The sequence below is a fragment of the Variovorax robiniae genome (assembly GCF_037889955.1).
Lineage (GTDB): Bacteria > Pseudomonadota > Gammaproteobacteria > Burkholderiales > Burkholderiaceae_C > Variovorax > Variovorax robiniae.
On sequence record NZ_JBBKZS010000030.1, the window covers coordinates 1 to 26,988 of the forward strand.

Consider the following 26,988-nt stretch of genomic DNA (forward strand, 5'->3'; position numbering starts at 1 on the left):
ATTCCGATGGCACTGGTGCCGCTCGTGATGGTCGCGATGAACCTGGTCTATGCGTTGTCGGCCTATCCGTTTGGCAAACTGTCCGACCGCACGAGCCACACCCGGATGTTGACCTTCGGCCTCGCCGTGCTGATCGCGGCCGACCTGGTTCTGGCCGCCAGCAATCACTGGGGCGTGGTGTTGGCCGGCGTCGTGCTCTGGGGCGTCCACATGGGGATGACGCAAGGCCTGCTGTCCGCCATGGTGGCGAATGCCGCGCCCGCGGACCTGCGCGGCACGGCCTTCGGATTCTTCACCCTGGTCAGCGGCCTTGCCATGCTGGTCGCCAGCATGATCGCCGGCTTGCTGTGGGACTGGCTCGGCGCATCCGCGACCTTCCATGCCGGCGCTGCCTTTTGCGCACTGGCCCTGGTGGGCCTGGGTTGGCGGCCGTCAGCGGCCAAAGTTGCAGGACGAAATGGCTAGAGATGCGTCCCGGCGGGATGCGACGCGGCGACTGCGAGCCTTGTTCCGGTGCACTGGCGGTCAGCTCTCCACCCGGCGCAGTCGCAGGGCATTGAAGATGACTGAAACGGAACTCAGGCTCATCGCCAACGCGGCAATCATCGGCGACAAGAGCCAACCCGTCAGGGGGTAGAGCACGCCCGCCGCGAGAGGTACGCCAAGCGCGTTGTAGACGAACGCGAAGCCCAGGTTCTGCTTCATGTTGGCGATCGTCTGCTCCGAGATGACGCGCGCCTGCGCGATGCCTCGCAGATCGCCCTTGACCAGAGTCACCTGCGCACTGTTCATGGCGACGTCCGTACCGGTTCCCATGGCAACACCCACGTCGGCCTTGGCAAGCGCAGGCGCGTCGTTGATGCCGTCGCCGGCCATGGCGACGATGCGGCCTTCGCTTTGAAGTCGTGTCACGAGTGCGAGCTTGTCCGCAGGCTTCACTTCGCCGTGTACTTCGTCGATGCCGAGCTTGGCGGCGACGGACTTCGCGGTGGTCAACCCGTCGCCGGTCGCCATGATGACCCGCATGCCGTGGGCCCTCAAGGCGTTGAGGGCTTCCGACGTCGTGCCTTTGATCGGATCGGACACGGCCAACAGGCCCGCCAGTTGCCCGTCGATCGCCAGGAACATCACGCTCGCCCCTTCGGTGCGCAACACCTCGACCTGAGGCTTGAGCTTTTCGACATCCACACCGATCTGCGCCATCAAGGCGGAATTCCCAAGCGCCATCTTCCTGCCGTTCACGCCGCCGGTGACACCGATGCCACTGCTGGATTCAAAACCATCCGGCGTGTCCAGTTCCAGCTTGCGCTCGCGTGCTGCCCGCACGATCGCATCTGCCAGCGGATGCTCGCTTCCCTGATCGAGGCTCGCAGCCGTGCGAAGGACTTCCTCCTCTCCGAAACCGCCGACGCCAATGGCGCGTTCGAACTGCGGCTTGCCCTCCGTCAGCGTGCCGGTCTTGTCGACGATGAGCGTATCGACCTTGCGCAGGTTCTCGATGGCCGCGGCATCGCGAAACAGGATGCCCTGCGTTGCGGCCTTTCCGGTGGCCACCATGATGGACATCGGCGTGGCAAGGCCGAGCGCACAAGGACAAGCAATGATCAAGACCGCCACGGCATTGATCAGGCCGTAGACCCAGCTCGGCTGTGGGCCGAACATCCCCCAGGCCAGAAACGAGAGCGCGGCGACGCCGATCACCGCCATGACGAAGTACCCGGCCACGTGGTCGGCCATGCGCTGCATGGGTGCCCGGGAGCGCTGGGCCTGGAGCACCATCTGGACGATGTTGGCGAGCACCGTCTGCGACCCCACGTGTTCGGATTGCATGACCAGGGCACCGCTGGTGTTGAGGGTGGCGCCGATGAGCTTGTCGCCGACCCGCTTGCTCACTGGCAAGGGCTCGCCGGTGAGCATGGATTCATCGACCGCGCTGGCGCCTTCCACCACGACACCGTCGACCGGGATCTTTTCGCCGGGTCGCACACGCAGCTTGTCGCCGACGTGCACATGGGTAAGTGGTATGTCCTCTTCCCCACCGTCGGCGTTGATCCTGCGCGCAGACTTCGGAGCGAGGCCCAACAAGGACTTGATCGCCGCCGAAGTTTGCGAGCGCGCCTTGAGTTCCAGGATTTGACCGAGCAGGGTCAGCGAAATGATCACGGCGGCCGCTTCGAAGTACACCGCCACGCGCCCCATCGATTGGAAGGTGGCGGGGAACGCATCCGGCGCCACCGTCGCAGCGACGCTATAGACGAAGGCCGCCGAGGTCCCCAGGCCGATCAGTGTCCACATGTTCGGACTGCGATGCACCACCGATTGCGCGGCGCGTTCAAAAAGTGGCCAACCGGCCCAGAGCACGATCGGCAAGGTGAGGACCAATTCGATCCAGCTTTGCGTTGCCATGTCGAACCATTGCAGGCGGTGGCCTGCCATCGCTAGGAAGGCCACGGCCACTGTCAGTGGCAAGGTCCATAGAAAGCGCAATTTGAAGTTGCGCAACTCCGGGTCCTCGCCCTCGTCGAGCGTTGGCGTTTCAGGCTCCAGGGACATCCCGCACTTGGGGCAGTTGCCCGGATGGTCCTGGCGAATTTCCGGGTGCATCGGGCATGTGTAGACCGTGCCGGGCACAGCCGGCGCTTCGGGCTCTCTTGCATGCGCATCGGCATGCGGCGCGGGACGCAAGTATCGCGTCGGATCTGCTTCGAACTTGGCCTTGCACCCCGCACTGCAAAAGTAGATTGGGTGGTCCGCATGTTGAGAGACGTGCCGGGACTGATCTGTTACGACCATTCCACAGACAGGGTCCTTCAATTGATCTTGCTCGACGCGTTCAGCGTGGGGCTTGTGTGGCATGGATGTAGTCCCTTCAACTGGGCCGGAAGCCGGCGAAACGGACGTTTTTCGTCCAACAGTGGCTTGGATGCATTCGGGCAATTCAGGCGGTCTCCGGTTCCTCGGCTGGGGCTTGCTTCCTGAGCTGGGCGTTTGCCGCCTTCGCCGCCGTGCGACGAAGCTCATGCTGCTTGACCAGGCCATAGATGGCGGGGATGACGCCCAACGTGAGCAAGGTAGAGGACACCATCCCGCCGACCATTGGCGCCGCAATGCGGCTCATGACTTCGGAGCCGGTGCCCGTGCTCCACATGATCGGCAGCAGGCCTGCCATGATGGCGACCACCGTCATCATCTTCGGCCGCACCCGCTCAACCGCACCTTCCATGATGGCCTCATACAGGTCGGCCGCCGTCGGCACATGCCCCTCCGCCAGGCGCTTCGCGCGGACGTCTTCCCACGCATGGTCGAGGTAGATCAGCATGATGACCCCGGTCTCTGCGGCCACGCCGGCGAGCGCGATGAAACCGACCGCCACCGCCACCGACATGTTGTAGCTGAGCGCCCACATGAGCCACACGCCGCCGACCAGCGCGAAGGGCACCGACAGCATCACGATGAGGGTTTCGGTGAGGCGCTTGAAGTTCAGGAACAGAAGCAAGAAGATGATCAGCAAGGTGATCGGGATGACAACCTTCATCTTCGCGAGGGCCCGCTCCATCGACTCGAACTGGCCGCTCCATGTGGCGTAGTACCCGGCCGGGAATGTCACCTGGTCGGCCACCGCCCGGCGTGCTTCAGCCACGTAGGAGCCAATATCGCGGTCGCGGATGTCGACATAGATGTAGGCCGACAGCAGCGCGTTTTCGGTCCGGATACTCGGTGCGCCTTTGGCGATCTGCACTTTGGCCAGTTGGCCCAGGGGGATCATCGAGCCATCCATGGTCGGCACGAGGATGTTGGCCGAGATGGACTGGGGGTCGGAACGCAACTCACGGGGATAGCGTACGGTGACGCCGAAGCGCTCGCGGCCTTCCACCGTGGTGGTGACCAGTTCACCGCCGAGGGCGGTGGCGATCACGTCCTGCACGGCACCCACGCTCAAGCCGTAGCGCGCCAGCGCCTGGCGGTCCGGTTCGATGTTGAGGTAGTAGCCACCGGTGATGCGTTCGGCAAACGCGCTGCTGGTGCCCGGCACCGTCTTGACCACGGCTTCGATCTGCTTGGCCAGGGTCTCCATCTCGGTCAGGTCCTTTCCGAACACCTTGATGCCGATGGGGGTGCGGATGCCGGTTGACAGCATGTCGATGCGCGCCTTGATGGGCATGGTCCAGGCATTCGACACGCCGGGGAACTGCAAAGCCTTGTCCATGTCGGCGATCAGCTTGTCCACCGTCATTCCCGTGCGCCATTCCGACTCCGGCTTGAGGTTTATCACCGTCTCGAACATTTCCATCGGGGCCGGGTCGGTCGCCGTGTTGGCGCGCCCCGCCTTGCCGTAGACCGAGGCCACCTCGGGGAAGCTCTTGATGATCTTGTTCTGCGTCTGCATCAGTTCCGCGGCCTTGGTGACGGACATGCCAGGCAAGGACGACGGCATGAAGAGCAAGGTGCCCTCGCTGAGGGTCGGCATGAACTCCGAGCCCAGCCTCGAGGCCGGCCAAAGGGTCGCCACGAGTGCGACCAGTGCCAGTGCGATGGTGAGCTTCTTCCAGCGCATCACGAAGGCAATGATCGGCCGATAGGCCCAGATCAGGAAGCGGTTGACCGGATTCTTCGCCTCCGGCAGGATGCGGCCCCGAACGAACAGCATCATCAGCACCGGCACCAAAGTCACCGACAGCAAGGCGGCACCCGCCATGGCAAAGGTCTTCGTATAGGCCAGCGGCGAGAACAGTCGCCCTTCCTGGGATTCCAGCGTGAACACCGGCAGGAAGGAGACGGTGATGATCAGCAGTGAGAAGAACAGTGCAGGTCCGACTTCCTTGCATGCCTCGATCATCGCCCCGGCGCGCGACTCTCCCGGCTTGAGGCGCTCGATGTGCTTGTGCGCGTTCTCGATCATGACGATGGCCGCGTCAATCATGGCGCCGATCGCAATGGCGATGCCCCCCAGGCTCATGATGTTCGAGTTCATGCCCAGGAGATGCATGGCGAGGAACGCGATCAGCACGCCCACTGGCAGCATGAAGATCGCCACCAGCGCCGAGCGCACATGCAACAGGAAGACCACGCAAACGAGGGCGACGATGATGCTCTCTTCGATGAGCGTATTCCTGAGCGTCGTGATCGCACGGTGGATCAACTCGGAGCGGTCATAAACGGCCTGCACGCTCACCCCCTCGGGCAAGCCAGCCGAGATTTCTTCGACCTTTTGCTTGAGGTTGTGGATGACTTCGAGGGCGTTCTGGCCATATCGTGACATCGCAATCCCGGAGACGACTTCGCCTTCGCCATTGAGTTCGGCGATGCCACGGCGCTCGTCGGGTACGAGTTCGACGCGTGCAATGTCGCGGACCAACACGGGCGTGCCACGCTCGCTCTTGACCACGAGGGTCTCGATGTCGGCGACGCCACGCAGATAGCCCCTGCCGCGCACCATGTACTCGGTCTCGGCCATTTCCACCGCGCGCCCGCCGACGTCGCGATTGGATTCGCGAATCACTTTCGAGACCGTTTGCAAGGGGATGCCATACGCACGCAGCCGGACCGGGTCGACGGTGACCTGGTAGGTCTGGACAAATCCGCCGATGGAGGCGACTTCGGACACTCCTGGCGCTTTGGCAAGTTGATAGCGCAGATACCAGTCCTGGATCGTGCGAAGCTCGGACAAGGTCTTCTTGGCGCCGACGACGGCGTACTGATAAACCCAGCCGACCCCCGTCGCATCGGGCCCCAATTGTGGAGTGACTTCCTTGGGCAGTCGCCCGGCCGCGAAGTTGAGGTACTCCAGGACGCGAGAGCGCGCCCAGTAGATGTCGGTGCCATCTTCGAAGATGACATAAACGAAGGACGCGCCGAAGAACGAGAAACCACGCACCACCTTGGACTTCGGAACCGAGAGCATGGCAGTCGCCAGAGGATAGGTGACCTGATCCTCGACAACCTGCGGCGCCTGGCCCGGATACTCGGTGTAGACAATGACCTGCACGTCGGAGAGATCCGGCAGCGCATCGAGCGGAGTCCTGAGCACCGCCCATACACCGGCCACGATCAGGAACAGTGTTCCCAGCAGGACCAGGAAACGGTTGCGTGCAGACCAGTTGATCACGGATGAAAGCATGATGTCGCCCCTGGTTAGCGACCGCCATGGCTGTTGGCATGCTCGCTCGCTGTCGGCGCGGTGGTAGCGCCGGGGGGAGACCCAATTCGCGTGATCACGAATTCGCCAGGGGCGCGTTCAACGAACTCGAAGCTGACCGCCTGTCCGGCTTTCAAACCTTGGGCCAGGCCGGCGTTGGCCAGCTTGAACTCCATCGTCATCGCTGGCCACTTCAGGGACGCGATTGCCTCGTGCTTGAGCGTGATGCTGCCAGCAGTGACATCAAGCGATTCGATCTGGCCTTCAGCCTGGTGGCTCACCGCCTTGGACGGCGCGGTTGGCGGGGTCGCCTGCGGCGCAGAAGCGGGGGCGCCTGAAGGCGCGGCCTGGCTCCCAGCCGCACCCGCACCATGGGCGGCATGTCCGAAACCGCCTACTGCTGCCTTCAGATTGCTCTCGGCATCGATCAGGAAGTTGGCGGCGACCACGACCTCTTCATTCGCCTCCACGCCATTGAGCACTTGCACGTACTGGGCGCCGCGCCCACCCAGCTTGACCTCGCGCGGCTCAAAGCTCCCTTCGGCTCGTTGCACCAGCACCAGCGCGCGAACGCCGCTGTCGATGACCGCGCTGTTGGGCACCGTCAGGACCGGCTCGCTGCTACCCACTGCCAACTCCACTTGGGCAAACATTCCGGGCTTCAGCAGCCCTTGCGGATTGGCCAACTCCACGCGGATCGGGATGGTCCGCGTGGTTGCATTCAGCGTCGGATAGACGTAGGAGACCGTCCCCTGGAAGCGTTTGTCCGCATAGGCGGGGATGCTGATCGACGCCTTGGTGCCGGATTTGAGCCAGCCGATGTCCTGTTCGAACACGTCCGCGATCACCCATACCATCGACAAGTCGGTCACCTGATAGAGCGCCTGGCCCGGTTCAAACCGCATGCCCTGGATCGCCTTTTTCTCGGTCACGATGCCCGAGACCGGCGAGCGGAAGGTCAGCGTCCGCTTGCTCTGCTGCGAATTTGTCAGTGACTTGATCTGTTCCTCCGAGACGTCCCAGTTCTTGAGCCGCGCGATGCTCGATTCGGCGAGTTGCTGCATGCCGCGCCGGGTCTCCTCGCTGCTGTCCTTGAGTGCCTGTACGCCTTGCGCCGCGATCGCGTATTCGCGCTGGGCGGAAATGAGTTCAGGGCTGTAGACCTCGAACAAGGGCTGCCCCTTGGACACGACCTGGCCGGTGGCATTGACATGCAGGCGTTCGACATAGCCCTCGAACTTCGGCGAGATCGAAAATGTGCGGCGTTCATCGGGCTCCACGCGGCCCGCCGCACGAATCTGCCGATCCAGCACGCGAATACGGGCCGGTTCAGTGCGCACGCCCAGCTTCTGGATCTTTTCGGTGCTGATTTTCAGTTCGTTGGTGGCGCCAGCCGCCGGCTGCTCGCCTTCATAGACCGGAACGTAGTCCATCCCCATGGGGTCTTTCTTGGGCACGGGGGAGGTGTCGGGCAGCCCCATGGGATTGCGATAGAAGAGGATCTTCCGCTTGCCTGGTTGGGTAGCATCGGCCGGGCTGGCGGGACCGGGAGTCGTTGACGCAGACATGGAATCCGGTGCTGGCGCTCTCGTACCCAACCAGTAGCCCGCGCCCAGGGCAGCGACAACCAGCGCGACAGTACCCGCAAGATGCATGCTGTTCATGGTGCGTCTCCAATGAGTCTTTCAATCTCGGTCAGGCGCAGGTGCTGTTCGGCCTGTGCCTTCAACTGGTTCAGTTGTGCCTGGGTGATCTGCCGTTGTGCGTCGAGCAGGGTGGCGAAATCCACCTTGCCGATTTGATAGCTCGCCAAGGCGGACTGGAAGGACAGTTGCGACTGCGGTAGTACGCTTGCCCGGACGAGTTCTTCGCTCCTCTGTGCCGTCTCGTAGGCGGTCAGGTTGCTCGTCAATTCGCCCAGCAGCCGATGGGTTGCCGCTTCTTGCCGCGCGCGCGCCGCGCCCAGCATGGCCGTGGCTTCCCGCTCCTGGCTGCGACGTGTGTCCTGCTGCAGCGGGATGTTCACCTGGAACATCAGCTCCCATTCGTTGATGCGGCTGCCCGACTGAATCGGTGCCACCCCGAGGGTCAGGTCCGGGTAGCGGTTCAGGTAGCTCAAATCCCGGTTCTGCTTGGCCGCTTCGATCTTGTTGGCTTCGACGGCAATCTGCGGGTTGTTGGCACGCAAGCGATCCATCAGCTGACCAACATTCATATCCTCGACGCGCGGCGCGCCAGGCAGCGATTGGGCCTCGACCAAGGGGGCGTCGGCTGGGCGGTTGAGCAAGGCATTGAGCTTGAACGCAAGGCCACGGCGCTCGCCTGCGATGCCGATCAACTCCGTGCGCACTGTGTTTTGCTCGAGTTGGGCGCGGATCACGTCGGCCTGCGGCGCCAGCCCACCGGCATAGCGCGCGTGCGCGATCTTCTCCAGCCGCGACATCAGTTCGAGCTGTTCCTGGGTGAGCTTCTCGGACCGGGTCAGGAAATAGCGCTGCAAATGCGTCTGGCGGATCTGGGCCGCGAGTTCCGTCCAGCCTCCGCGAGCCACGCTTTCTGTCGCCTTTGCCTCGCTGCTGGCCGCGCCCTCTCGCAGGCCGCGTTTCCCGAACCACGGCAGGTCCTGCATAAACAAGTAGCGCGTGCTACCTACGCGCGAGGGCACGAGGGTCGGGCTCTGCTCGCCCATCTTGGTGATGTCGCGCAGCTCGACTTGCACCTTGGGGTCCGGCAGCGCGCCGGCCGGTCCGACCCGCTCGTTGGCTGCTTCGGCGTCTAGGCGCAAGGCCGTGTATCCCACGTTGTGGCTGCGCGCATAGTCGAGCAAGGGTGGCAGATCGGCGCCCAACGGCGACTCCTGAGCATAGGCGACCGACAAAGTCAGTTGAAGGGCGAGTGCAAATCCCATGAGGGGATGGCGGATCGAATGTGACTGTGACACCGCAGACTCCTGATCGAGATTCTTCAAAGACGGTGCTGGGGCTGTCGGTCATCACCAACAGAGTGCCATCTGAAATACGTTGCGGGGCTTCCATCAGCGGGCGAGCGTGGGAGCTTGGAGGGCGCCGCAACGTCGCGTGCGACGCACTCCTTGAGCAAGGAGGTCAACGCCCACTGACGTCGCGAGAGCCACCCAATCGGACTCCGACAGCCCACCGACTCTGCACCGCGCTTTCGGCTGGAGCGCCAGGTGAGCCCTGTCGCCCTCCGATGAATCGTGGCCAAATAGTCCACGCGCAACACCCGTTGAGTCGTCACTTCGTATTTGCGAGCCACCGATCGAATTCGGCAATCTCTTTCTTTTGCGCAGAGATGATTTTCCTGGCCATCGCCTTCATCTCAGGCGACTTGCCGCTCTTGAGTTCTTCTTGCGCCATGACGACTGCCTGCTCGTGATGCATCTTCATCATCATTGCGAAGTCCTTGTCGGTGTCGCCCGACATCGGCATCTTCTGCATGCCATCCATGCCTGCCATCATCGAGTGCTTCATCCGGCTTGAACCGGGTTCTTCCTTGGGCGCTTGCGCGAAGGCCGCTGTCGAAGCCATGGCGAAGGCCACGAGCGCGCTCGCGCCCATCATCTTGCGAGGTGAGTTGTTCATGATTCTTCCTTGGTTGGAGTGGTGAGATCGGGTTGGCATGCGTCAGCCGTGGGGGGCGACGACGATCGGGAGAAGTAAAGCCCGGTGAACGCCGCAATGGATCGCTCTTCATGGCCCGGAATGTGCAAGGATCGTTCGGGGACTTTCCATTCGTCCACACGCGTGTAGCCCAGCGCTTCGATCTCCCTGATGAAGCGCGCCTTGTTGTAGACGTGTGCCGGCGCATAGCAACCGTCTCCGAGGTTCTGCGTCGTGACGAAGTCTTCGCCGTCGTAGAGCGGAAGCTTGTTCAGCAGGATATGTCGTGGCTTGGCGCCGGACCTGAGCAGCAGTTGGTCGAACCTGACATCAAGGTAGTGGAACGCGCCAGCCGAGAGCCATACGGAGGCATCCGTACCACCCTCGATGTCCTCCGTGAAACGCAAGGCCGCGGCTTGATTCTTTTCTGCGAGCTCGCGCCCGATCGCCACCATCGCCGGCACCTCGGCGACCAGCCATGTGAGGCCGGCAGGCATCTTGAAATAGTGTCCGTAGGCGTAGTAATGAACCCCGACGGACCCGCCGATGTCGAACAGGGTCGTGGCGCCATCATTGAAGGCGCGCTCAAGCCACCACATTACAGGGTAGTCATAGGCGAACACGTGTCGAGTGCGTTCCTCGACGTACTCCTTCGCAAGCGCCGAGTGATCGAACTCCTCGTTCCGCGGAAGCCATGCACGCGCCGCATCGAAGGAGTCGAACACCCCGAAGCAGTTGGCCGCCGCAACGGGTGTGAAAAACTCCTTTTGCTTCAGATGGAGAAGCGCGGGGCGAAGTAGCGCCCCGTTCATCGTCTCGCGCAGATGTCGGGCAAAGTTGAGCAGGGTCATCGTTGCACCTCTCCGGTTGTTCGCGAACGAGCGCTCACTGGGCCTCTTCGATCCGGGTGACGGTGATCGCACCGTTGACTTTTTCGGCCCTGAACCGGACCTTCTCTCCGGTTTGAAGCTTGTCGAGCACGGCCTCGTCGCTGACGCTGAAGACCATGGTCATGCCGGGCATGTCGAGGTTCTTGAGTGGGCCGTGCTTGATCGTCAGCTTCTTGCTGTCTTTGTCGACCTTGCGGATCTCGCCTTCGGACAGGTCGGCCGACGCGCTGGCCGCAGGCGTCGGTGCGACGGGCGTGGATTGGGCGTGTGCTGCGCTGGCGAACGCAAATGCAACCGCGGTGATGACCGAGGTGATGGAGGAACGGTTGTTGATCATGGGAATGTCCTTGTGGGTGATTGAGAAGTCCATTGGGGGTGAGCCGCGCACCGGCTCAGAGCGCTATTTGCTGGTGGCCTTCGATACGCTCACGGCGCCTTTCATCCCTGCGTCGTAGTGACCGGGTTGGAGGCATGCGAAGTCGACCTTGCCGGCCCTTGTGAACTGCCACACGATCTCGCCGCTCTTGCCTGGCGCAAGCGTCACCATGTTCGGGTCGGCGTGCTCCATCTCGGGGTTCTTCTTCATGACCTCGTAGTGCTCCCTGAGCTCCTTCTCGGTGCCGAGCACCAGTTCATGCTTCAGCGCGCCCGAGTTCTTGATGACGAAGCGAACCGTCTCGTTCTGCTTGACGCTGATGTCGGCCGGCGTGAAGCGCATCGTGTCGTTCATGTCGACGTTGACGGTGCGAGTGGCTTTGGCGGCAATGCCCGGTTTGCCGATGTCGGCATCGGCATCGTGGCCATGGCCGCCCGCATGGTTGCCGGTGGCGAAGACGCTGCTGCTGGCAAGGAGCGCCAATGCGAGCATTGCGCTGGAACGAATTGAAGTCATGGATATTTCCTTTGGTTGGGTTGACAAGAATCAGTGGCCGGAATGGCCAGTGGGTTTTCGGACCTGCACTTCGATGTTTGGGGCAGGCATGTTTTCGGCCGGCAGTGCTGCCGCACCCGCGCCGTGGGATCGCGGTGCGTCGGGCGCCTCTCCAGCCAGTTCGTATGCCACCGTGCCCTTGGGGTGCTTGAACCAGCCGGGGTTGCTGTAGTCGCCGGCTTTCTGTCCCTTGCGGACCTTGACGACGCTGAACATGCCGCCCATCTCGACGGAGCCAAAGGGGCCCTGGCCGGACATCATTCGCGCAGTGTTGTCGGGGATGGGCATTTCCATCTCGCCCATGTCGGCCATTCCGCGTTCGCCCATCACCATGTAGTCGGGGATGAGGCGCGTGATCTTCTTCGCGACGTCCTGGTGGTCCACGCCGATCATGGTGGGCACGTCGTGGCCCATCGCGTTCATCGTGTGGTGGCTCTTGTGGCAGTGAAACGCCCAGTCGCCTTCTTCGTCCGCGAGGAACTCGAACTGCCGCATCTGGCCCACCGCCACGTCGGTGGTGACCTCCGGCCAGCGCGCGCTGCGCGGCGTCGGGCCGCCATCCGTGCCTGTGACCTGGAACTCGTGGCCGTGCAGATGCATCGGATGGTTGGTCATCGTCAGGTTGCCAACGCGGATGCGCACCTTGTCGTTCTGCCGCACGTTGAGCGAGTCGATGCCAGGGAACACGCGGCTGTTCCAGGACCACAGGTTGAAGTCCAGCATCGTCATGATCTTCGGAGTGGCGCTGCCGGGCTCGATGTCATAGGCGTTGAGCAGGAACACGAAGTCGCGATCGACCTTGTCGATGAGCGGGTGGTCGCCCTTCGGATGCGTCACCCAGGAGCCCATCATTCCCATCGCCATCTGCGTCATCTCGTCGGCGTGGGGGTGGTACATGAAGGTGCCCGGGCGGCGTGCCACGAACTCGTAGACGAAGGTCTTGCCGGGCTGGATTGCCGGTTGCGTGAGTCCCGTCACGCCGTCCATGCCATTGGGAAGCCGCTGGCCGTGCCAGTGGATGCTGGTGTGCTCGGGCAGCTTGTTGGTGACGAAGATGCGTACCCGGTCGCCTTCCACCACCTCGATGGTCGGCCCGGGTGACTGCCCGTTGTAGCCCCAGAGGTGGGCCTTGAAGCCGGGGGCCATTTCGCGCACGACCGGCTCCGCCACGAGGTGAAATTCCTTCACCCCATTGTTCATGCGCCAGGGGAGCGTCCACCCATTGAGCGTGACAACTGGGTTATAGGTGCGGCCGGTTGCGGGCATCAACGGGGCCATCGTGTCGGGCTTCGTCTGGAGCATGGGCTCGGGCAGCGCGGCCATGGCCACCTTGCTCACGGTTGCGGCCGCGATGGCGCCGGTGATGGCGCCCGCGCCACTCAGGAAGTTGCGTCTGTTGTTCATGTCGTTGTCTTGTGTGGATGCCTGCTCAATGCGCAGCGTCGGAAGCCGCGCTGGCGCCGGAAGCAGCCATCGCGGCGGCGGGCATGGTGGGCTTGCCCATGACGGTTGCGGCGAGCGCAGCGTCCGCCAGCCAGAACTGCTGCTGGGCGTTGATGGCGTTGATCACGCTGGCCACCTGGTCGCGCGCATCGGCGAGGAGTTCGAAGACGCCAATGAGCATCCCGTTGTATCGAAGGACGTTTTCATCGGCCATCGCCTGGCGCAGCGGCACGACTTCGTCGCGGTAGTGGCGTGCGATGTCGTAGGCCGTGCGATAGGCCGAGTAGCTTTCACGCAACTGCGACGAGGCGCCGCGCGTCGTGGCGTCGTAGCGGTTCGCCGCCGCAATTGCCTGGGCATTCATGGCATCGCGTTGCACAGTGCCCCAGTCGAACAGTGGCAGCCGTATGTCGAGTTCGTAGCCGCGCCGCGTGCTGCTGGTGCCGCTGGCGTTATCAAACACGGTGTCCCTGCGGCCGCCTACTTCGATGTCGGTGAAGGTCGTCAGGAGGTTGATGCCTTGCGACCTGGCCGCGACGTCGAGCTGGGCCTTGGCCAGTTGCACGTCCAGTCGTTGCTCAGTCGCGGTGGCAGCGACCTGAGCAAGATCGCGAGGTGCCTTTGGCAGATCGGGAAGTCGCTCGGGCAGCACAAGCTTTGCTGCCTGCGCGTCATCCAGTCCCAAGGCGCGGATCAGTTCCTCGCGTGTGGAAGTGGCTGCGTGTTGAGCGGAAGCAAGCTGCGTCGTCGCATCGGCATAAAAGATCTGCTGGCGGGCGCGCTGCAGCTTGCTGAAGTTGCCGATAAGTTGCATGCGCCGCGCCAGCTCGGCGCTGGCTTGCGCGGATTCGTTAACTTGCCGCGCGTATTGCAAGGACTGCTGCGCAGCCACCGCGCGGACCCAGCTTTGCCTGACCTGCGTGACCTGGTCGACGACCGTGCTGGTGAGCTGGACCTTGGCCTGATCTGCCTGGCTCTTCGAGATCGCCATGCGGCGCGGCAGCAGGATGAGATCCACGAGGCCGACCGACAGCAGGCGCCCGATCTCCACTTCGCTGTTCAGCTCCATGCGCTCGAACTTGAAGATCGGGTTCGGCAGGCGGCCGGTCTGGTTGGCCGACGCGATGTCGGCCCAGCTCTGGGCCAGCAGCGCCTGCACAGCGGGGCTGTTGGCAAGGGCCACTTGCACAGCGTCGTCTTGCGACAGGGGTTTCGACAACAGCACCTGCGTCAACTGGAGGCGGCGCTCGCGCTGCTCCTGGGTGCGACTGATTTCCACCTTGCCCTGGGTGAACTCCCGCGCATTGCTATTGGTCTCCTGCAAGGCATCGTCGATGCTGACCGTCGCGCATCCCGCCAGGAGCGCAATGCCGAGCGTCACGGCCGTGAGCCGAATGGCACGCTTCATGGCCGCTCCTTGCCGGGTGGCGTGGGCATCGCTTGCCCCATGCCGGAATGCTCGTTCCGGGCTTCGCCATCGGGCCCCTTCGCTGCGGAAGCCTCATTGGCGTAGGCACGCCAACCTCCCCGTCGATAAGCCGTTTCGTTGGCCTCGCGCCATGGGACCGGCTTTTCGTCCTTGAAGGACCGGTAGCCCTCGAAGGCAGAGATGTAGGGCAGCGTCGCGGGCGCTGCAGCGGATGTCGCCGCGCCGGCAGGGTCAGGCGCTGGCTGTGCTGCCGCGCCCACCGCCAAGGCGGCAAGCGGTGCGGCCAGCCATACGGCCGGCAATGGATGGAACATGGAATCCTCGCAAAATCATGAACGGAATGCGTCACAGGCACCCGCGAGCGGGCGTGACGAAGTGGGACATGAGGGCGTCCGCGGCTGGTCCCGTGACGAGGTCACGGGCGCACGAACGCTTCAGGCGCGAGGAGGTTTGTCGAGGACGCGTGGCGCCAGTTCGGCCACGGCGATGAAGGGCTCTGCAAGATCCGCTGAGGGAAGGCTCCCCGGCAGGATGGCAGGGAGGGCACTGGTCAGGGCCACGGTATGGCAGGCGCCACATGTGCCGCACTTGTGGGCACTGCCGTCGTCGCTGGCCCCCTGATCGTGGTGGTGGTCAGCACCAGCTTCCGGCGCTGCCGATGAATGATCGTGGTGATCGTGCGACGCCATGGCCGCTGCTGCAATGGACTCGCTCAGCGGTGTTTCAGTCGTCGCGCAATACAGCATGGATGCAGCCGCGTAGCCCTGGAAGGGTACGGCGAGCATGACTGCCCAAACAAATAATGCGCGAATCAGCGACATGTCGACATGGTATCCGCCGTGGCGGTGCTTGCAAGGAAACTCCGCCAGCAATTGGGCGAAAGACACTGGAAAAAGATGCGAGTATCAACCTTGCCACTATGACAAGGTCAAGCAATGACCCGCACTACGTAAGGGATGTAGGTCTTGCGGGCGGGCATCCCCATTGCTCATTGTCATCTCCCTTCCAAACGCAATTCCAGTGGAGTTCCGCAGGCCAGCACGTTGGTGTGCACCATATCCCCTGTCTTCACGACTGCGCCTTTGTCAACCGGCACGATGTGCGTATGGGTCCGCCCTCCTACGCGATACCTGAGGGCGGCAAAACGTTGCGTCGCCAATGCATCTGCAGTAGCTGTCTTTCGGCAATCCGTCGTGCCGACGAGCTTGATCTTATTTGCGGCTCCGAGTTCGACGACCTCGGCCGTATGCCACCCCTTGCTGAATTCCCGGGATTCCTGGACGAACGCTGCGCACCCGACCAACGAGACGGCAAGAAGCACTCCAGATGTCCACCGAAGCGCAGTGTCGAGGCCACCGCCTCCTGTGAAAGTCGGGAGGCGTTCCTCCCGTCTCGTGCCGCCAACCCGCAGCTCACACGATCGCTTGAGCATGCTGTACATCCATGACATAGATCCACCCCGCGCCCACCCGGCCGGTGCGTCCCGAATCGGCGATGACTCGCACCAGCTCATCGACCTGATCGTCCTCGCAATGGAGTTCGAGCTTGTATTCATTCACCACCTCGTCGCCCAGTTCGATCGAATAGCGCCGCTCCGCTTGGTCCAGCGGCATCAACGAGCCCTTCACCACGTACAAGGCGAGGTTGTGCCGCCGTCCGCTTGCGTCGTCGCCCCAAGGGGCAGAGCTCTTGAGCGCCGCCACTACAGCAGCCACGCGATTGCTGTGTACGTAAGCCTTGATCTCCTTCATGACGGTTCTCCTTGAACTGGATGCGCGGATTCCGACAGCCCCTTGCGTCGCTCGGCACGCAACTCCGCCCACTCGTAGAGGAGCGGCAGGATGAGCAGCGTGAGCGCCGTCGACGTGAAGAGTCCTCCCACGACCACTGTGGCGAGCGGTCTCTGCGTCTCCGCGCCCACGCCGGTCGACAGCAGCATCGGAACCAATCCCAGGATGGCAACCGATGCCGTCATGAGCACCGGACGCAAGCGCAATGCAGCGCCTTGACGAACCGCCTCGCGAACGCTGCGCCCCTGTCGCCTCAGGTCATTGAGGAAGGTGACCATCACGATGCCATTGAGCATGGCCACGCCGAACACCGCGATGAAACCGATGGCAGAGGGCACCGAGAGGTATTGCCCGCTCACGAACAGGCCAACGATGCCGCCAATGACCGCGAAGGGCACGTTGGCAATGATCAGCGTGGCATGCCGCACCGAGTTGAAGGCCGTGTACAGCAGGATGAAGATCAACCCGACGGACAGCCATGGACCGTCGCTATAAAAAAATATCGCATCGCCCCATGACGTGTCAGGCGCTGGAGAGTAGCCGGCACTCCGCAACAACCAATGCAGAGCCAATGCTGGGGGTTTATTTTGTATACAAGGGAGTCGGAATGACTCCCTCTGACTAGACGAGAGAGGTGTCTCCACACCTCTCTCTGTCGATACCAGTGAGGCCTCAAGCCTCGCTCTGATCAAGCGCTCAGAGAGGTTTGCCTCTCTGCTGACCAAAAAGAAAGAAGAGCGGAAAGACCAGAGACCCGCAGGTCTCTGGCTCCAAGGCTTTCGATCTCACTCAGTCCAGCACAACCCCCACAGCAGACCCCGACCCCAACGAAGGTCCTGACCTGCTCACGGCGCTATTCAACCGTCGATGGGTTTCGCCTCACCAGAACCGCCACCAAGCCCGCGGCGACCGCGCCTCAAGCGGGCGCGTATCGAGTGCGGCGAACGAAGTCTTCGGGTTTCCTACTCGGCGGCGGATTTCAGTCTCCATCGCATGCGCCACGCCGCGCGCGTCCTTGTCACCGTGCAGCGCTCGTCTGCGCCAGTCGTGCGCCTGGGCAAACAACTCGTCGTCGTTGAACTGGCCAAACTCGGGCATTGCTCGATTGTGCCCAAGCGGCAGATGCCGATGGCCGCTCCAACCCTGCTTGCCCATGGCCAGACGACGATAGAGGCGCCTGATGCATTTGATGCTTCGCATATCACTTGCCACCCGAAGCCACGACGCCGGTGAGTTGCGATGACGCGACTCTGCGATTCAGCTTCTCCGCCAAGCCCGGCTTTGCGTCCAAGCGATCCGAGCCACCGGCTTGGCCATTGTCGAAATCCTCAGGGAAGAACTCCTCGACCACGGACGCAGCCTCCTCTTCCGATTCCTCGAAGGCACCCGCTGCGAAGCCTTGCCTGGCGGCCTCGTCCAATGCACCCTGATCGAAGCCGGAAGACTGGCGGCTCTGGCTTTCGGTCCTCGCATTGCCGATGGCGTCGGCTAACGTCATGCCAGCTCGAACGGTGAGGTCCACATAGTAGATCGGTGCCCGATGCGACTGCGTCGTCGATTTCCCACGAAGGCGAAGCTCCAGAGGCAAGGTCGAAAGCAAGCCGCCCGAGACCGCGTGGAAGTAGCTCAGACGCGCCGACAACGTACGGATACTGTTGTACCCGGTCGTGCGAAACACGAAGGTGCCCAGTTCATCGTCGTCGCCGATGCGCACGTTGAGCCGCCCATAGGGCTTGCAATGGCCACCCTTGGCCAGCTCGCAACCCTCGGGTGAAGGGCACGGCAGCGTCTGGACGCCCGAAGACGTCGAGCGCTTGCACGTCTCCCCGTTGCCGACGCACATAGGCCGCCCGGTCCCCCTGTCGAACAGGGTGTAGTTGGCACGCAGGCTCAGGTCGGCATCGTCGAACAGTAGACGCACCGGGATGCTGCGCAGTTTGGCGCCTGCCGAGGTGCGGAGGGTTTCGTCGATGGGATGGGTGATCCAGCCTTCCCTGTTTTGCACTTGGCTGGTGACGGTGAACTCGTCGTCTTTCTCGGGCAGTCGCCTGCCTTCCTTCTCCACGACCTTCCCGATCGAAATCCGGCCGATGACCGGAGGCGTCAGTGCCAATCCTTTGAGCATCTTGCTCTCCTTGTAGTTGAATGAGACAAAAGAAAAGCCGGCTCCCTCGAACTTGAAGGGCCGGCCGATGGGCATCCCGCGCGATGCCGATTGGGACGCGTCAGTTGTTCACGAGGAACCGCCGTGAGCCAGGCTTTGCGACGGCGAAGCTCTGCAGCAGCTCGGGCTGCGCTTTCAGCAGACGCGCAGTGTCCAGCGCGACACCGTCCTTGCTGCGCTTCCAGCTCACCTCGCCGGTCTCGAAGGTCGCCTTGGAGGCCTCACCCATGCGTTGCTGAATGCGCTGCTTGAGCTGGGCTTCCAGGTCGACGTTCGTTGCCAGGACCTGCCGAATCGCCAGCAGGTCCGAGAACACCGCCGACATCTCCAGATCTCTCGACAAGTCGACGGTCTGGCCACCGTCCCGCGGATACAGGCATCGCAGTGCCACATCCGCCGAGTCCGAGCCATCGGCTGGCGGTGCTTCGTCGCGCTCCACGTGGCCCCAGAACTGGCGCTCCAGGTTCATGAGCTGGGCGATGAGCGCCTCGTCACGCTCGATGCGGTGGATTTGGAGTTCCTGGCCGCAGATCAGCACGGCGACATCGGCAGCCTGCTTGCCCGTCACGGCAAGCTGGTGAAGGACTTGAAGTTGGACGTACTCGGGAACGCCGTCCTTCCAGAGACGCGCACCGTTCATGCCGGCCGTCTTGCATTCGAGGATCTGCACATCGGGCGCGCCGATCACTTCGCGGTCGACGTTGGCCAGCATCCAGGGTTCCTGGGGATGCTGCAGCACCGCGTTGATGCGCCGCACCTTGTGACCGGTGCGCTTCGTGTAGTGCGCTGCAACGATGGGCTCCAGCAGATTGCCCCAGTACATCGGGCTGGTCTCGTCGCCGGGATCCGCTTTCGGGAAGGCGGCGTCCCGGCCAGTCTTTTCCATCCACAGCTCGAGCGGAGCCTTGTAGGGGCTCAGGCCCACGGCCGCGGCCGCGTCAGAACTCCCGATGCCACCCTTGCGGACGGCCAGCCACTGATCGCGGCTCAATTCCTGGGTCTTGACCAGCTTGAGTGCAGGGCGAGCCTTGGCAGGCCGCTCGTCGGGCAATGCATTCGTCATGAGTTTCCTTTGAAGATGTTGGTTGCGCCGCGACAAACAAAAACGCCCCGGTCCATCGAAATGGGCCGGGGCGTATGACGCGGTGGTGGGGTGGTAGATCGATCGCTGAGTTTCCTCATGCGGCCAACTGCAGCGCATGGTCGAGGGCGCGTTGCTTGAGCGCCGCGCCTTGACCGAACCATGCGCTGTCGAGGCGGTACTCCTGGTTGCGTGCACGCCGCTCGTGGTCCACGAACTCGGTGACGGCGTTGAGCAAGCCCCACGCCGTTCCCTTGGCTGCGGCCAGCTCCGCGCCTCGACCTTGGCCGTCGTAGATCGCCTGGACCTTCTTGAGGGCGCGCTCGTTGGTCAGGCCCAAGGCCGCATCGGCATGGCCGTCGGCCTGACAGAGGACCTTCAAGAAGAAGTTCATCGATTCGTGGGTCTTCACTTTTCGTTCTGCGAGCGTCTTCATCTTGTAGATGAAGCTGTCCCAGCCCGATACAGCGATGCCGAGTTGCCGCTTGACGGCGTCGGCATCGAAACTGGTGCTGTGCGGCACCTTGACAGCGCTGGTGGCGCCGTTCAGCGCGATCGACAAGGTGTTGTTACACACCACGCGGATCGTGGTCGGCGTGGCCGTGGTGGCGAGCGTCCCATCGCAGGAGGTCGCAAGCAGTATGTAGCCCTTGACGACATCGGTGCCCTTGAGCGCCGATTCCTTGCCGGTACGCGCCAGCGCCCAGAACTTGCGACCCGCCTTCAATACGCCTGCGGTTTCAAGCTCGTAGCCGCTCACCTCGACGAGGTCCCGATAAAACTCGAGGACCTCCTTCGGCTGCACCACTTGGTAGCGACTGCCCACCACCGACAGCGGCGCCTTGGTGTCGCTGCGATACAGGACTTTCTGGTCGTCGAACGTCATGATCGAGCCCAGCGCGCCAGCTTGGTCTGCCATGAAGCGCACCGGGGTTTCGCGGATGGTCCAGTTCATCCCGGCCTTCTCGGCCCAGACCTCGATGGGTTGCTTGGCCGGCAGCTGGTTGCCCAGGTCGTGCCACGGGGTTTGGCCGACATAGGCCATCGATTGCAGAAGGTGTGCCATGAAAGATTTCCTTGTTGAAGAGTGAACAAAATGACGCGCATGGCCAAGCCCGCCGCGAGATGCGGCCGGTTCGGTTTGCGTGGGGAGGAAAGAAGGAGAAAGACAAGCGTGCGCAGGACGCACGCGGTGGGCAGCGAGCCCCGAGGAAACTCAGACCGTTAAAAGGTCTTCGCGTTGAAGGTGTAGCCGCAGTCCAGACATTCGCGGTTGTCCAGGAAGTTGTTGTCGACGGCCTCACCCAACGTCGATCCGAGTTCGCACCCGGCTATGCCCCCTGCCAAGCCACCCAACGCGGCTCCGGCAATGGTGCCCAGCACGGCGCCTGCTGGCCCTCCCCCGGCACCAATCGTCGCGCCGGCTTGGGCACCACGGAGGGCGCCGGCAGCGCCGCTGGCGGCACCGGCGAAAGCGCCCAAGGCGCCGGCGGTCTTGCGACCGCGGTGTCGCGTGCCAACACGTGTGGAATGGCATTTGGAACAGGTTGGCATGGATGGAACTCCGTTGGTCGTGGTTGAAAAGAAGAGTGACATGGCAGGCCCTACAGCAAGCCGCGTTCGGCGAAGCTGACGGCAGCGCTGCGAGTCACCAGGACGTGATCCAGCACTCGTACATCGACGAGTGCCAGAGCTGCCTTGAGCGAGTGCGTCAACAACTCATCGGCCCGCGAGGGTTCGGGGTGGCCGCTGGGATGTTAGGTTGCATTCGCGAGTGTCAATATGGTTGCCTGATTTGACGCGTCGCTGAACACTGGGCACTGCCCGAGCAGCCCAAGCCTCTGTCAGAGGCGAGTAGCCCGGCGCGCCGCTTTTTTTTGCGGCGATCCCAAGGGGGAGTCTGGGTGATGGTGGTGCGCAGGTCATTCGATGCGGCGACGTTGGGACGGCTTCGAGCGATGCCGATGAGCGACGCGTTGGACCTGCTGTCCGCACACGTGAGGCCCGACACGACGTACCTGCCGTTGAAGGACGACCACAGCCGACGCTGGCATGTGTGCACCGCGCGCGGCGAGTTCGAGATCCTGGCCACAGGGGTCAAGTGGTACGACACGCGAGCGCAGCTCGGTGGCGGCGGTGCGATCGATCTGGCCATGCATCTGTTGGGCCTGTCGTTCGTCGATGCGGTCAAGCATCTGGTTTCCAAGGAAGGCCGACATGGTCCAGATCATTCGTAAGGCGGCGCTACCGACGCCCTCGGAAGTCATCGAGCGTCTGCACCCGGCGGTCACGCAGGCACTCGCCATGACGCTGCGCGAGCCCAGGCCGGCGGGCTTCCCGCTTCTTTTCACGGCAGACATGCGCCTCATCGAGCCGGCCGTGGCCTTCCTGCACGAGCATTCCGTGCAACGCGCGCATACCGCCGACACGCTCAGGACCTATGCCGAGATCCTCTATGACTGGTTCGAGACGCTGGAGCAGAACGCCGTCGGTTGGGCCGACGCTGATGCAGTGGACCTGGTGGCCTACCGCAACCGCATGATGCTGCAGCCCAGCCCTCATACGGGCCGCCCCTACCGCATCTCGACCATCAACCACCGGGTGCGCGGTGCGCTGAGGTTCTACGAGTGGGCCGTGCGGATGCACTGGCTAACCGATTCGCCCCTGGTGGGGAGGCCACGCAACTTCGCCGTGGCGAGGCACCCGCAGCCGGTTCGGGCCGACACCACGCAGGCGAGCGACCACAGTCTCTTCGTGTTGCGCCAGTTCGAGCCACTGCCGCGTCCGCTCACATCCGCGCAGGCGCGCGAACTCCTGGCCACACTGGGGCCGCCGTACGACTTGATGGCGCGCTGGCAGCTCTACACGGGCCTTCGGGTCAGTGAGCTGCTGCGACTCAACGTCAATGACGTCACAGAGCGACGGCTCTCAGCGGCGTCGTATCACACGATCGATGTCACGCGCAAGGGACGCAAGCCGGGCTACGTGGTCGCGCCTGCAAGTCTGCTCGACGAGACGACCGGCTACCTCTGCGGTCACCGTCACGCCTGGCTGCAGCGCGCCCGGCGCAAGGGTCGACCTCTCGAGCACAAGGGCGTTGTTCATCAACGCGCGCGGCACACCTGCCGGCAAGAACGCGTATCAGCGCGCAATCAGCCAAGCCGGTCAGGCCTGCGGGTTCAGAGCGACCACGCATCTGATGCGGGCGACCTTCGCCTGCATGCTGCTGGCTCGCCTCGAACGGCTCGCCAGCGAGGGCGCCTCAATCAACCCACTGCTCGTGGTGAAGGTGCTGATGGGTCACGAACGCATCGAGACCACCGACCGGTATCTGCGCGCCATCGCTGTTGACGCTTGTGCACTCAAGGAGGTCCTGGACACCCTGTTGTGCGGGACGCAGTGACCATGGGCGCACGCCGTCAACCGATGCCTCGGATGCTGCCGGGCAGGACCGCTGCCGCTGCACCCGAGGGGATGCAGCCCGTGCGTCACGACACACCACGGCGAGTGCGCAACACCGTCGTCGACTTCACCTCACTGAGCCTGCCCGAGGACGTGCGCCTCGCTCTGGCCGAGGCCTTCTGGAGCCACGTCGGTATTCAGTCCGAGCGCTGCATTCATACGCATTGGTTCCATATCAAGACCTTTGACCGCTTTGTGCGCGAGACGGAGGCCGTCGCTGCGCTGGCCGAGATGCACGGCGGGATGCTCCTACGCTACGTCGAGTGGCTCAACGCCCAGAGTCGGCCGGATGGCAAGCCATGGTCCAAGTCAGGTCGGGCCGGCCCATACACCACGCTGCGCAAGCTGCTGCAGTGGATAGAGCGTTGTCTCCCCGGAACCATCGCCAGCATTGCCTATCCCTTCAATCCGTTTCCTTGGAGGAACCGCGACACGCCGCCGCGCAGCAAGATACCGGCGCGTGAACTGCGCGCGATCCTGCGGGCATGCGAAGCAGACATCGCACAGATGCGCGTCGCCCGCGAGGCGGCCTGCGCCCAGCGGCTCACCGACAGTGGCAAGACAGGAACGCTCGGCTGGCTGCTACATCACGTCGATCGGCATTGCGGCGGCATCGTCCCCACAGCACAGGAACTGTCGCGCGCAGGGCAACACCCGGTCCACAGGACACTGAGCCGGCTCGGTGGCTTGAAGCAGGTCGAGCCCTGCCTGTACCCGCGCGCGGAATCGCTGCTGCCGTACTACCTGATGATCCTGATTCACACGGCCGGCAACCCTGATCCCATTGCCGAACTCGAGCGCGACTGCCTACAGTCCCTGCCGCTACTGGACGATCGCCAGGCGCTCGTGTGGTTCAAGGCTCGCGCCAACAGCATCCAGCGGCGCACGTTCAGCAGCATTGACTGCTTCGAGCCGCCCGTGCTGGTGAAGGAGATCGTCGCGTGGAACAAACGACTGCAACCACTCGCGCCAGTCGCGCTGCGCGAACGGCTGTTCCTGTACAAGGGAAGGGGTGCAGTGACTGCGCTTTCGAGCGGTGCGGTCAAGTCCATGCTCAAATCTTTTTGCGAGCGCCACGGCCTGCCCAGGTTCTCCCTCGCGTCAATCCGTCCCGGCGTCCTCGCGAGCTTCTACCGTTCCTCGGGCGACCTGCGCCGCGTCAGCGCCGTCGCCAACCACGCGCACCTGGCCACCACCGTGCGCTACGTCCAGACGCCTGAAGTCGACGCACAACATCGCGCACGCATCGCCGCCTTGCAGCGCGCCTTCATCGGGCACATCGAGAAGGCTCGCTCGAGCGGCACAGCCGAGCCTGTTGCCCCGCGCAGCAATGCCTGCGTTTCTCGGCCTGGGGAGCTGGTGTCGATGTTCGGCTTCGGCTGCACGGACCCGTTTGCAGGTGTGGCCCCCGGCACGCATCGCGGCGAGTTATGCACCCATTTCATGGGCTGCTTCACCTGCCCCAACGCCATCATCACGCCGGACCCCGCTACGGTGGCCCGGCTGCTGCAGGCACGCGATCACCTGCGCGCGGCCGCCAGGGCGCTGCACCCGGCTCGCTGGCAGTCGTTCTATGCCCCGCAGTTGCGCATCCTGGAGGAGGACATCCTTTCGCGCTTCGGCGCGAGCGAACTTGCCGCCGCTGCGCCCCTGGTGGCGCAGTTGCCACCGTTGCCCGATCTGCGATGAGGTGCAGCGGTGCGCGTTTCCCGATCCGCCAGCCAAGTCCCCAAGGTGCGGGGTGCACGCCCGGCGCAGTCCGCGCCCATCGATCACGCATGGTTCCTGCTCGACTCGACCTGGCACGACACGGTCTGGGTTTTCAAGCCCACCAATGTCCTGGAAGAAGCCAGACCCGTGCAACTGCACTGGAACTTCACTCTCGCGGGCGGAAGGTGTTTCACCGACGATCGGTATGCGCCGCTGCTGGAGAGCAGCAGGCAGCTCATCGCGCTCATCCGCAGCCGCTCACTGAGCACGGGCTTGGCGCAACGCGCAAGCACGGTGGCCGGGTATTTCATGTACTTGCGCGAGCTCCTGCGCTGGATGGATCAGGCCGGCTTCACGCGCTTTGCCGATCTCGACGCCAAGGCGTTGCTGCAGTTCCAGCGTTCGCTCGTTGAGCGTCCCGGCATCGCGCGCGCAGCGCTCGCCCCCGCAACGGTGCAGAAGCATCTCTACCTGTTCACCTACCTCTATCGGTTTCGCAGCGAACTCGACGACGGGCTGCGCATCGATCCCTTCCCGGGGCGCAGCCACGGCGAGGTCGCTGGCGTGCGCGACGCCGAGATTCGGCACTGGCCCTATACCCCGGATGGCGTTGCCGTTGCCCTGGTTCAGGGAGCCATCGATCTGCTGGTCGATGGCGCCTCTCACATCCTGCGGGCAAGGCAGGTCTACGCTGAAGCGATGGCCTCAGCCACCCAACACGGCTACGGCGTTGACGCTTGCACCAATGCAGCGACACGAGCCTTGCAGCAAGCAGGCATCGAACTGCCCGGCACTGCGCAGCCGGTCCGTACGGTCGACGACCTCGCGCGCTTGATCGACATGCTCTACGCCGCGTGCTTTGTCGTCATCTCCTACCTGGTGGGGCCCAGGGCAAGCGAGATCCTGCACCTGGATGCCGGCTGCGTACAGCAGCGTGGCGACGGTGCAATCCTCGTGATCGTCGGCACCATCTTCAAGCGCCAGGCCGAGTACAGCGGCCGGCCCCACGAGTGGGTGGCGCCGCCGCCCGCTGTCCACGCCATCTCGGTTCTCGAGGCGCTGTCCGCCGGGCATCGCGCCCAGGCAGGGCGCGCCCGGTTGTGGCTGCGCCGCCGCCAGAGTTCCGGCGCCACCGAGTGGCAGAAGGTGTGCCCCGGTCCGCTGGTCCTTCCATCGGCCATGCGCATACGCTTTCTGCTGCAGCGTTTCGCCGCATGGCTTGATTTACCTCTGCATCAGGACAAGCCCTGGCGTCTCACGACGCACCAGGGCCGCAAGACCTTCGCGCGCTTCGCGGCACTGCGCGATGGGTCCGCCTTGTTCGCGCTGGCACAGCATCTCGGCCACCGCGAACGCGCCGTCACCGACCACGGCTACAGCGGCTCGGACTATCGCCTCAACGAAGAGATCGAGTCCGGAATCCTCGAACAGTCGGCCGCGGCCTGGGAGCACATGCTCGCCGCACCCGGCCTGGGCGGACGCGCCGGCGCCGAGATCATGGTCAAGCGACCACGTTTCCGGGGCGCGCGACTCAAGCAGGACATCAAGAGCTATGCGCGCTTGCTGGTGGATGCCGGGCTCGTCCTCGGCGTGTGCGACTGGGGATTCTGCGTCTACAGGGAAGAGCACAGCGCCTGTCTGGGCAACGCCATCGGCCCCAACCCGGCGCGCCGTGAGCCCTCAACCTGCTCGCGCTGCAGGAACTTCGCCGTGTCTGTCCAGCATCGGCCCTATTGGGTCGAGCAGGTCCATAGGCACGAAGAGCTACTCAACGAACCGGCGTTGCCGCTGCAGACGTTGCGCATCGTGCGCGAGCGTCTCGACGAGGCGCGCTCGCTGATCCACGCGATCGATGAAGTGAGCAAGGAGGGCAAGCATGGGCAGCGCATCCACCGTTGACTCCACCGGCAGGCAGCCCGCGCTACGCCTGCGCGATGCATTGGCCCAACTGACCGCGCTCAACACGCCCGAAGCACCGACCGCCTCGGCGCTGTGTCAACTCGCCGGCGTTTCGCGCAATGCGCTGTATCGCTACCACCCCGACATCCTGCACGAGTTGCACAAGCTGCAGCGGCAGCGCCACCATGATCCGGGTCCGGCCACATCAGCCCTGCAGCAACTACGCCACGAGAACGAAGAGCTGCACCAGCACATGGCCAAGCAAGCTCGCTGCACTGGTCGACCACTATTTCGCAGCTTGGCAGGAGACCAACTCACTGCTGCGGCGCCGCGAACGCGAACTCGCCGACCTGCGCCGAAACGCCAAGCCCACACTGGTTCCTATGCGGAAATAAACGAATACGGGGGTCACAGCCCCCCGTGTTGACAGCCT

General features: G+C 63.6%; 25 protein-coding genes and 1 pseudogene. 6 read left to right on the plus strand and 20 right to left on the minus strand.

What is annotated here, in order from left to right; genetic code table 11:
- On the plus strand, positions 1–465 hold a 465-nt coding region (locus WKW79_RS33345), incomplete at its 5' end, for an MFS transporter (RefSeq protein WP_340339531.1).
- Between the two features lie 60 nt (positions 466–525).
- On the opposite strand, the gene WKW79_RS33350 is transcribed toward WKW79_RS33345, so the two are convergent.
- The 20 genes and pseudogenes from WKW79_RS33350 to WKW79_RS33445 form a co-directional block, all read right to left on the minus strand.
- A complete protein-coding gene (locus tag WKW79_RS33350) occupies positions 526–2,856 on the minus strand; it encodes a heavy metal translocating P-type ATPase (protein WP_422824008.1) in 2,331 nt (776 codons plus the stop codon).
- Positions 2,857–2,938: 82 nt separating this feature from the next.
- On the minus strand, positions 2,939–6,118 hold the full coding sequence (locus WKW79_RS33355; RefSeq protein WP_340339532.1) for an efflux RND transporter permease subunit: 3,180 nt from the start codon (positions 6,116–6,118) through the stop codon (positions 2,939–2,941).
- Positions 6,119–6,132: 14 nt separating this feature from the next.
- Complete coding sequence (locus tag WKW79_RS33360; protein ID WP_340339533.1) at positions 6,133–7,800, minus strand: efflux RND transporter periplasmic adaptor subunit; 1,668 nt, start codon at positions 7,798–7,800, stop codon at positions 6,133–6,135.
- Positions 7,797–9,104, minus strand: a complete 1,308-nt coding sequence (locus tag WKW79_RS33365) for a TolC family protein (protein WP_340339534.1) — start codon at positions 9,102–9,104, stop codon at positions 7,797–7,799. Before WKW79_RS33365 ends, WKW79_RS33360 begins: the two co-directional genes overlap by 4 nt.
- Before the next feature lie 286 nt (positions 9,105–9,390).
- Positions 9,391–9,696, minus strand: a complete 306-nt coding sequence (locus WKW79_RS33370) for a DUF305 domain-containing protein (protein ID WP_340339535.1) — start codon at positions 9,694–9,696, stop codon at positions 9,391–9,393.
- A gap of 38 nt (positions 9,697–9,734) precedes the next feature.
- Positions 9,735–10,607: a methyltransferase, TIGR04325 family gene (locus tag WKW79_RS33375; RefSeq protein WP_340339536.1), complete on the minus strand. Its 873-nt coding sequence runs from the start codon at positions 10,605–10,607 to the stop codon at positions 9,735–9,737.
- Positions 10,608–10,641: 34 nt separating this feature from the next.
- Complete coding sequence (locus WKW79_RS33380; RefSeq protein ID WP_340339537.1) at positions 10,642–10,983, minus strand: copper-binding protein; 342 nt, start codon at positions 10,981–10,983, stop codon at positions 10,642–10,644.
- A gap of 63 nt (positions 10,984–11,046) precedes the next feature.
- Complete coding sequence (locus WKW79_RS33385) at positions 11,047–11,538, minus strand: cupredoxin domain-containing protein (protein ID WP_340339538.1); 492 nt, start codon at positions 11,536–11,538, stop codon at positions 11,047–11,049.
- A gap of 30 nt (positions 11,539–11,568) precedes the next feature.
- Positions 11,569–12,981: a multicopper oxidase family protein gene (locus WKW79_RS33390; protein ID WP_340339539.1), complete on the minus strand. Its 1,413-nt coding sequence runs from the start codon at positions 12,979–12,981 to the stop codon at positions 11,569–11,571.
- A gap of 25 nt (positions 12,982–13,006) precedes the next feature.
- Positions 13,007–14,428, minus strand: coding sequence for a TolC family protein (locus WKW79_RS33395; RefSeq protein ID WP_340339540.1), 1,422 nt, complete (start codon positions 14,426–14,428; stop codon positions 13,007–13,009).
- Positions 14,425–14,763 carry a hypothetical protein gene (locus WKW79_RS33400; RefSeq protein ID WP_340339541.1) on the minus strand — a complete coding sequence of 113 codons (339 nt, stop codon included), beginning with the start codon at positions 14,761–14,763 and terminating at the stop codon, positions 14,425–14,427. Before WKW79_RS33400 ends, WKW79_RS33395 begins: the two co-directional genes overlap by 4 nt.
- A gap of 120 nt (positions 14,764–14,883) precedes the next feature.
- Positions 14,884–15,270 (minus strand): DUF2946 family protein, encoded by a 387-nt coding sequence (locus WKW79_RS33405; RefSeq protein WP_340339542.1) that lies wholly within the window; start codon positions 15,268–15,270, stop codon positions 14,884–14,886.
- Between the two features lie 591 nt (positions 15,271–15,861).
- The gene (locus WKW79_RS33410; RefSeq protein ID WP_340339543.1) at positions 15,862–16,200 is read right to left on the minus strand and encodes a P-II family nitrogen regulator; all 339 of its coding nucleotides are present in this window, start codon (positions 16,198–16,200) and stop codon (positions 15,862–15,864) included.
- Positions 16,197–16,811 (minus strand): efflux RND transporter permease subunit, encoded by a 615-nt coding sequence (locus tag WKW79_RS33415; RefSeq protein WP_340339544.1) that lies wholly within the window; start codon positions 16,809–16,811, stop codon positions 16,197–16,199. The genes WKW79_RS33410 and WKW79_RS33415 overlap by 4 nt, the downstream gene beginning before the upstream one ends.
- Positions 16,812–17,118: 307 nt before the next feature.
- Positions 17,119–17,439, minus strand: coding sequence for a hypothetical protein (locus WKW79_RS33420; protein WP_340339545.1), 321 nt, complete (start codon positions 17,437–17,439; stop codon positions 17,119–17,121).
- A 1-nt stretch (position 17,440) separates the two neighbouring features.
- On the minus strand, positions 17,441–18,364 hold the full coding sequence (locus WKW79_RS33425) for a recombination directionality factor (RefSeq protein ID WP_340339570.1): 924 nt from the start codon (positions 18,362–18,364) through the stop codon (positions 17,441–17,443).
- A gap of 100 nt (positions 18,365–18,464) precedes the next feature.
- A complete protein-coding gene (locus WKW79_RS33430) occupies positions 18,465–19,466 on the minus strand; it encodes a YqaJ viral recombinase family nuclease (protein ID WP_340339546.1) in 1,002 nt (333 codons plus the stop codon).
- A 115-nt stretch (positions 19,467–19,581) separates the two neighbouring features.
- A complete protein-coding gene (locus tag WKW79_RS33435; protein ID WP_340339547.1) occupies positions 19,582–20,550 on the minus strand; it encodes a DUF932 domain-containing protein in 969 nt (322 codons plus the stop codon).
- Positions 20,551–20,708: 158 nt separating this feature from the next.
- On the minus strand, positions 20,709–21,038 hold the full coding sequence (locus WKW79_RS33440) for a hypothetical protein (protein WP_340339548.1): 330 nt from the start codon (positions 21,036–21,038) through the stop codon (positions 20,709–20,711).
- A gap of 50 nt (positions 21,039–21,088) precedes the next feature.
- A pseudogene (locus WKW79_RS33445) lies at positions 21,089–21,241 on the minus strand (JAB domain-containing protein); the annotation flags it as partial.
- Positions 21,242–21,448: 207 nt separating this feature from the next.
- On the opposite strand from WKW79_RS33445, the gene WKW79_RS33450 reads away from it, so the two are divergent.
- The 5 genes from WKW79_RS33450 (at position 21,449) to WKW79_RS33470 (ending at position 26,982) form a co-directional block, all read left to right on the plus strand.
- On the plus strand, positions 21,449–21,721 hold the full coding sequence (locus WKW79_RS33450) for a hypothetical protein (protein WP_340339549.1): 273 nt from the start codon (positions 21,449–21,451) through the stop codon (positions 21,719–21,721).
- Positions 21,722–22,437: 716 nt separating this feature from the next.
- Positions 22,438–22,887 (plus strand): site-specific integrase, encoded by a 450-nt coding sequence (locus WKW79_RS37120; protein WP_422824006.1) that lies wholly within the window; start codon positions 22,438–22,440, stop codon positions 22,885–22,887.
- 104 nt (positions 22,888–22,991) lie between these two features.
- The gene (locus WKW79_RS33460) at positions 22,992–24,635 is read left to right on the plus strand and encodes a hypothetical protein (protein ID WP_340339551.1); all 1,644 of its coding nucleotides are present in this window, start codon (positions 22,992–22,994) and stop codon (positions 24,633–24,635) included.
- 9 nt (positions 24,636–24,644) lie between these two features.
- Positions 24,645–26,555 (plus strand): hypothetical protein, encoded by a 1,911-nt coding sequence (locus WKW79_RS33465; protein ID WP_340339552.1) that lies wholly within the window; start codon positions 24,645–24,647, stop codon positions 26,553–26,555.
- Positions 26,533–26,982 (plus strand): hypothetical protein, encoded by a 450-nt coding sequence (locus WKW79_RS33470; protein WP_340339553.1) that lies wholly within the window; start codon positions 26,533–26,535, stop codon positions 26,980–26,982. The genes WKW79_RS33465 and WKW79_RS33470 overlap by 23 nt, the downstream gene beginning before the upstream one ends.
- The last annotated feature ends 6 nt before the right edge of the window (positions 26,983–26,988 follow it).

Coding starts and splice junctions, on each gene's coding strand:
- WKW79_RS33350 (WP_422824008.1), bottom strand. CDS start 2,856: ATGCCACACAAGCCCCACGCTGAACGCGTCGAGCAAGATCAATTGAAG.
- WKW79_RS33355 (WP_340339532.1), bottom strand. CDS start 6,118: ATGCTTTCATCCGTGATCAACTGGTCTGCACGCAACCGTTTCCTGGTC.
- WKW79_RS33360 (WP_340339533.1), bottom strand. CDS start 7,800: ATGAACAGCATGCATCTTGCGGGTACTGTCGCGCTGGTTGTCGCTGCC.
- WKW79_RS33375 (WP_340339536.1), bottom strand. CDS start 10,607: ATGACCCTGCTCAACTTTGCCCGACATCTGCGCGAGACGATGAACGGG.
- WKW79_RS33380 (WP_340339537.1), bottom strand. CDS start 10,983: ATGATCAACAACCGTTCCTCCATCACCTCGGTCATCACCGCGGTTGCA.
- WKW79_RS33385 (WP_340339538.1), bottom strand. CDS start 11,538: ATGACTTCAATTCGTTCCAGCGCAATGCTCGCATTGGCGCTCCTTGCC.
- WKW79_RS33390 (WP_340339539.1), bottom strand. CDS start 12,981: ATGAACAACAGACGCAACTTCCTGAGTGGCGCGGGCGCCATCACCGGC.
- WKW79_RS33395 (WP_340339540.1), bottom strand. CDS start 14,428: ATGAAGCGTGCCATTCGGCTCACGGCCGTGACGCTCGGCATTGCGCTC.
- WKW79_RS33400 (WP_340339541.1), bottom strand. CDS start 14,763: ATGTTCCATCCATTGCCGGCCGTATGGCTGGCCGCACCGCTTGCCGCC.
- WKW79_RS33405 (WP_340339542.1), bottom strand. CDS start 15,270: ATGTCGCTGATTCGCGCATTATTTGTTTGGGCAGTCATGCTCGCCGTA.
- WKW79_RS33410 (WP_340339543.1), bottom strand. CDS start 16,200: ATGAAGGAGATCAAGGCTTACGTACACAGCAATCGCGTGGCTGCTGTA.
- WKW79_RS33420 (WP_340339545.1), bottom strand. CDS start 17,439: ATGCGAAGCATCAAATGCATCAGGCGCCTCTATCGTCGTCTGGCCATG.
- WKW79_RS33425 (WP_340339570.1), bottom strand. CDS start 18,364: ATGCTCAAAGGATTGGCACTGACGCCTCCGGTCATCGGCCGGATTTCG.
- WKW79_RS33430 (WP_340339546.1), bottom strand. CDS start 19,466: ATGACGAATGCATTGCCCGACGAGCGGCCTGCCAAGGCTCGCCCTGCA.
- WKW79_RS33435 (WP_340339547.1), bottom strand. CDS start 20,550: ATGGCACACCTTCTGCAATCGATGGCCTATGTCGGCCAAACCCCGTGG.
- WKW79_RS33440 (WP_340339548.1), bottom strand. CDS start 21,038: ATGCCAACCTGTTCCAAATGCCATTCCACACGTGTTGGCACGCGACAC.
- WKW79_RS33450 (WP_340339549.1), top strand. CDS start 21,449: ATGAGCGACGCGTTGGACCTGCTGTCCGCACACGTGAGGCCCGACACG.
- WKW79_RS37120 (WP_422824006.1), top strand. CDS start 22,438: ATGTCACGCGCAAGGGACGCAAGCCGGGCTACGTGGTCGCGCCTGCAA.
- WKW79_RS33470 (WP_340339553.1), top strand. CDS start 26,533: ATGGGCAGCGCATCCACCGTTGACTCCACCGGCAGGCAGCCCGCGCTA.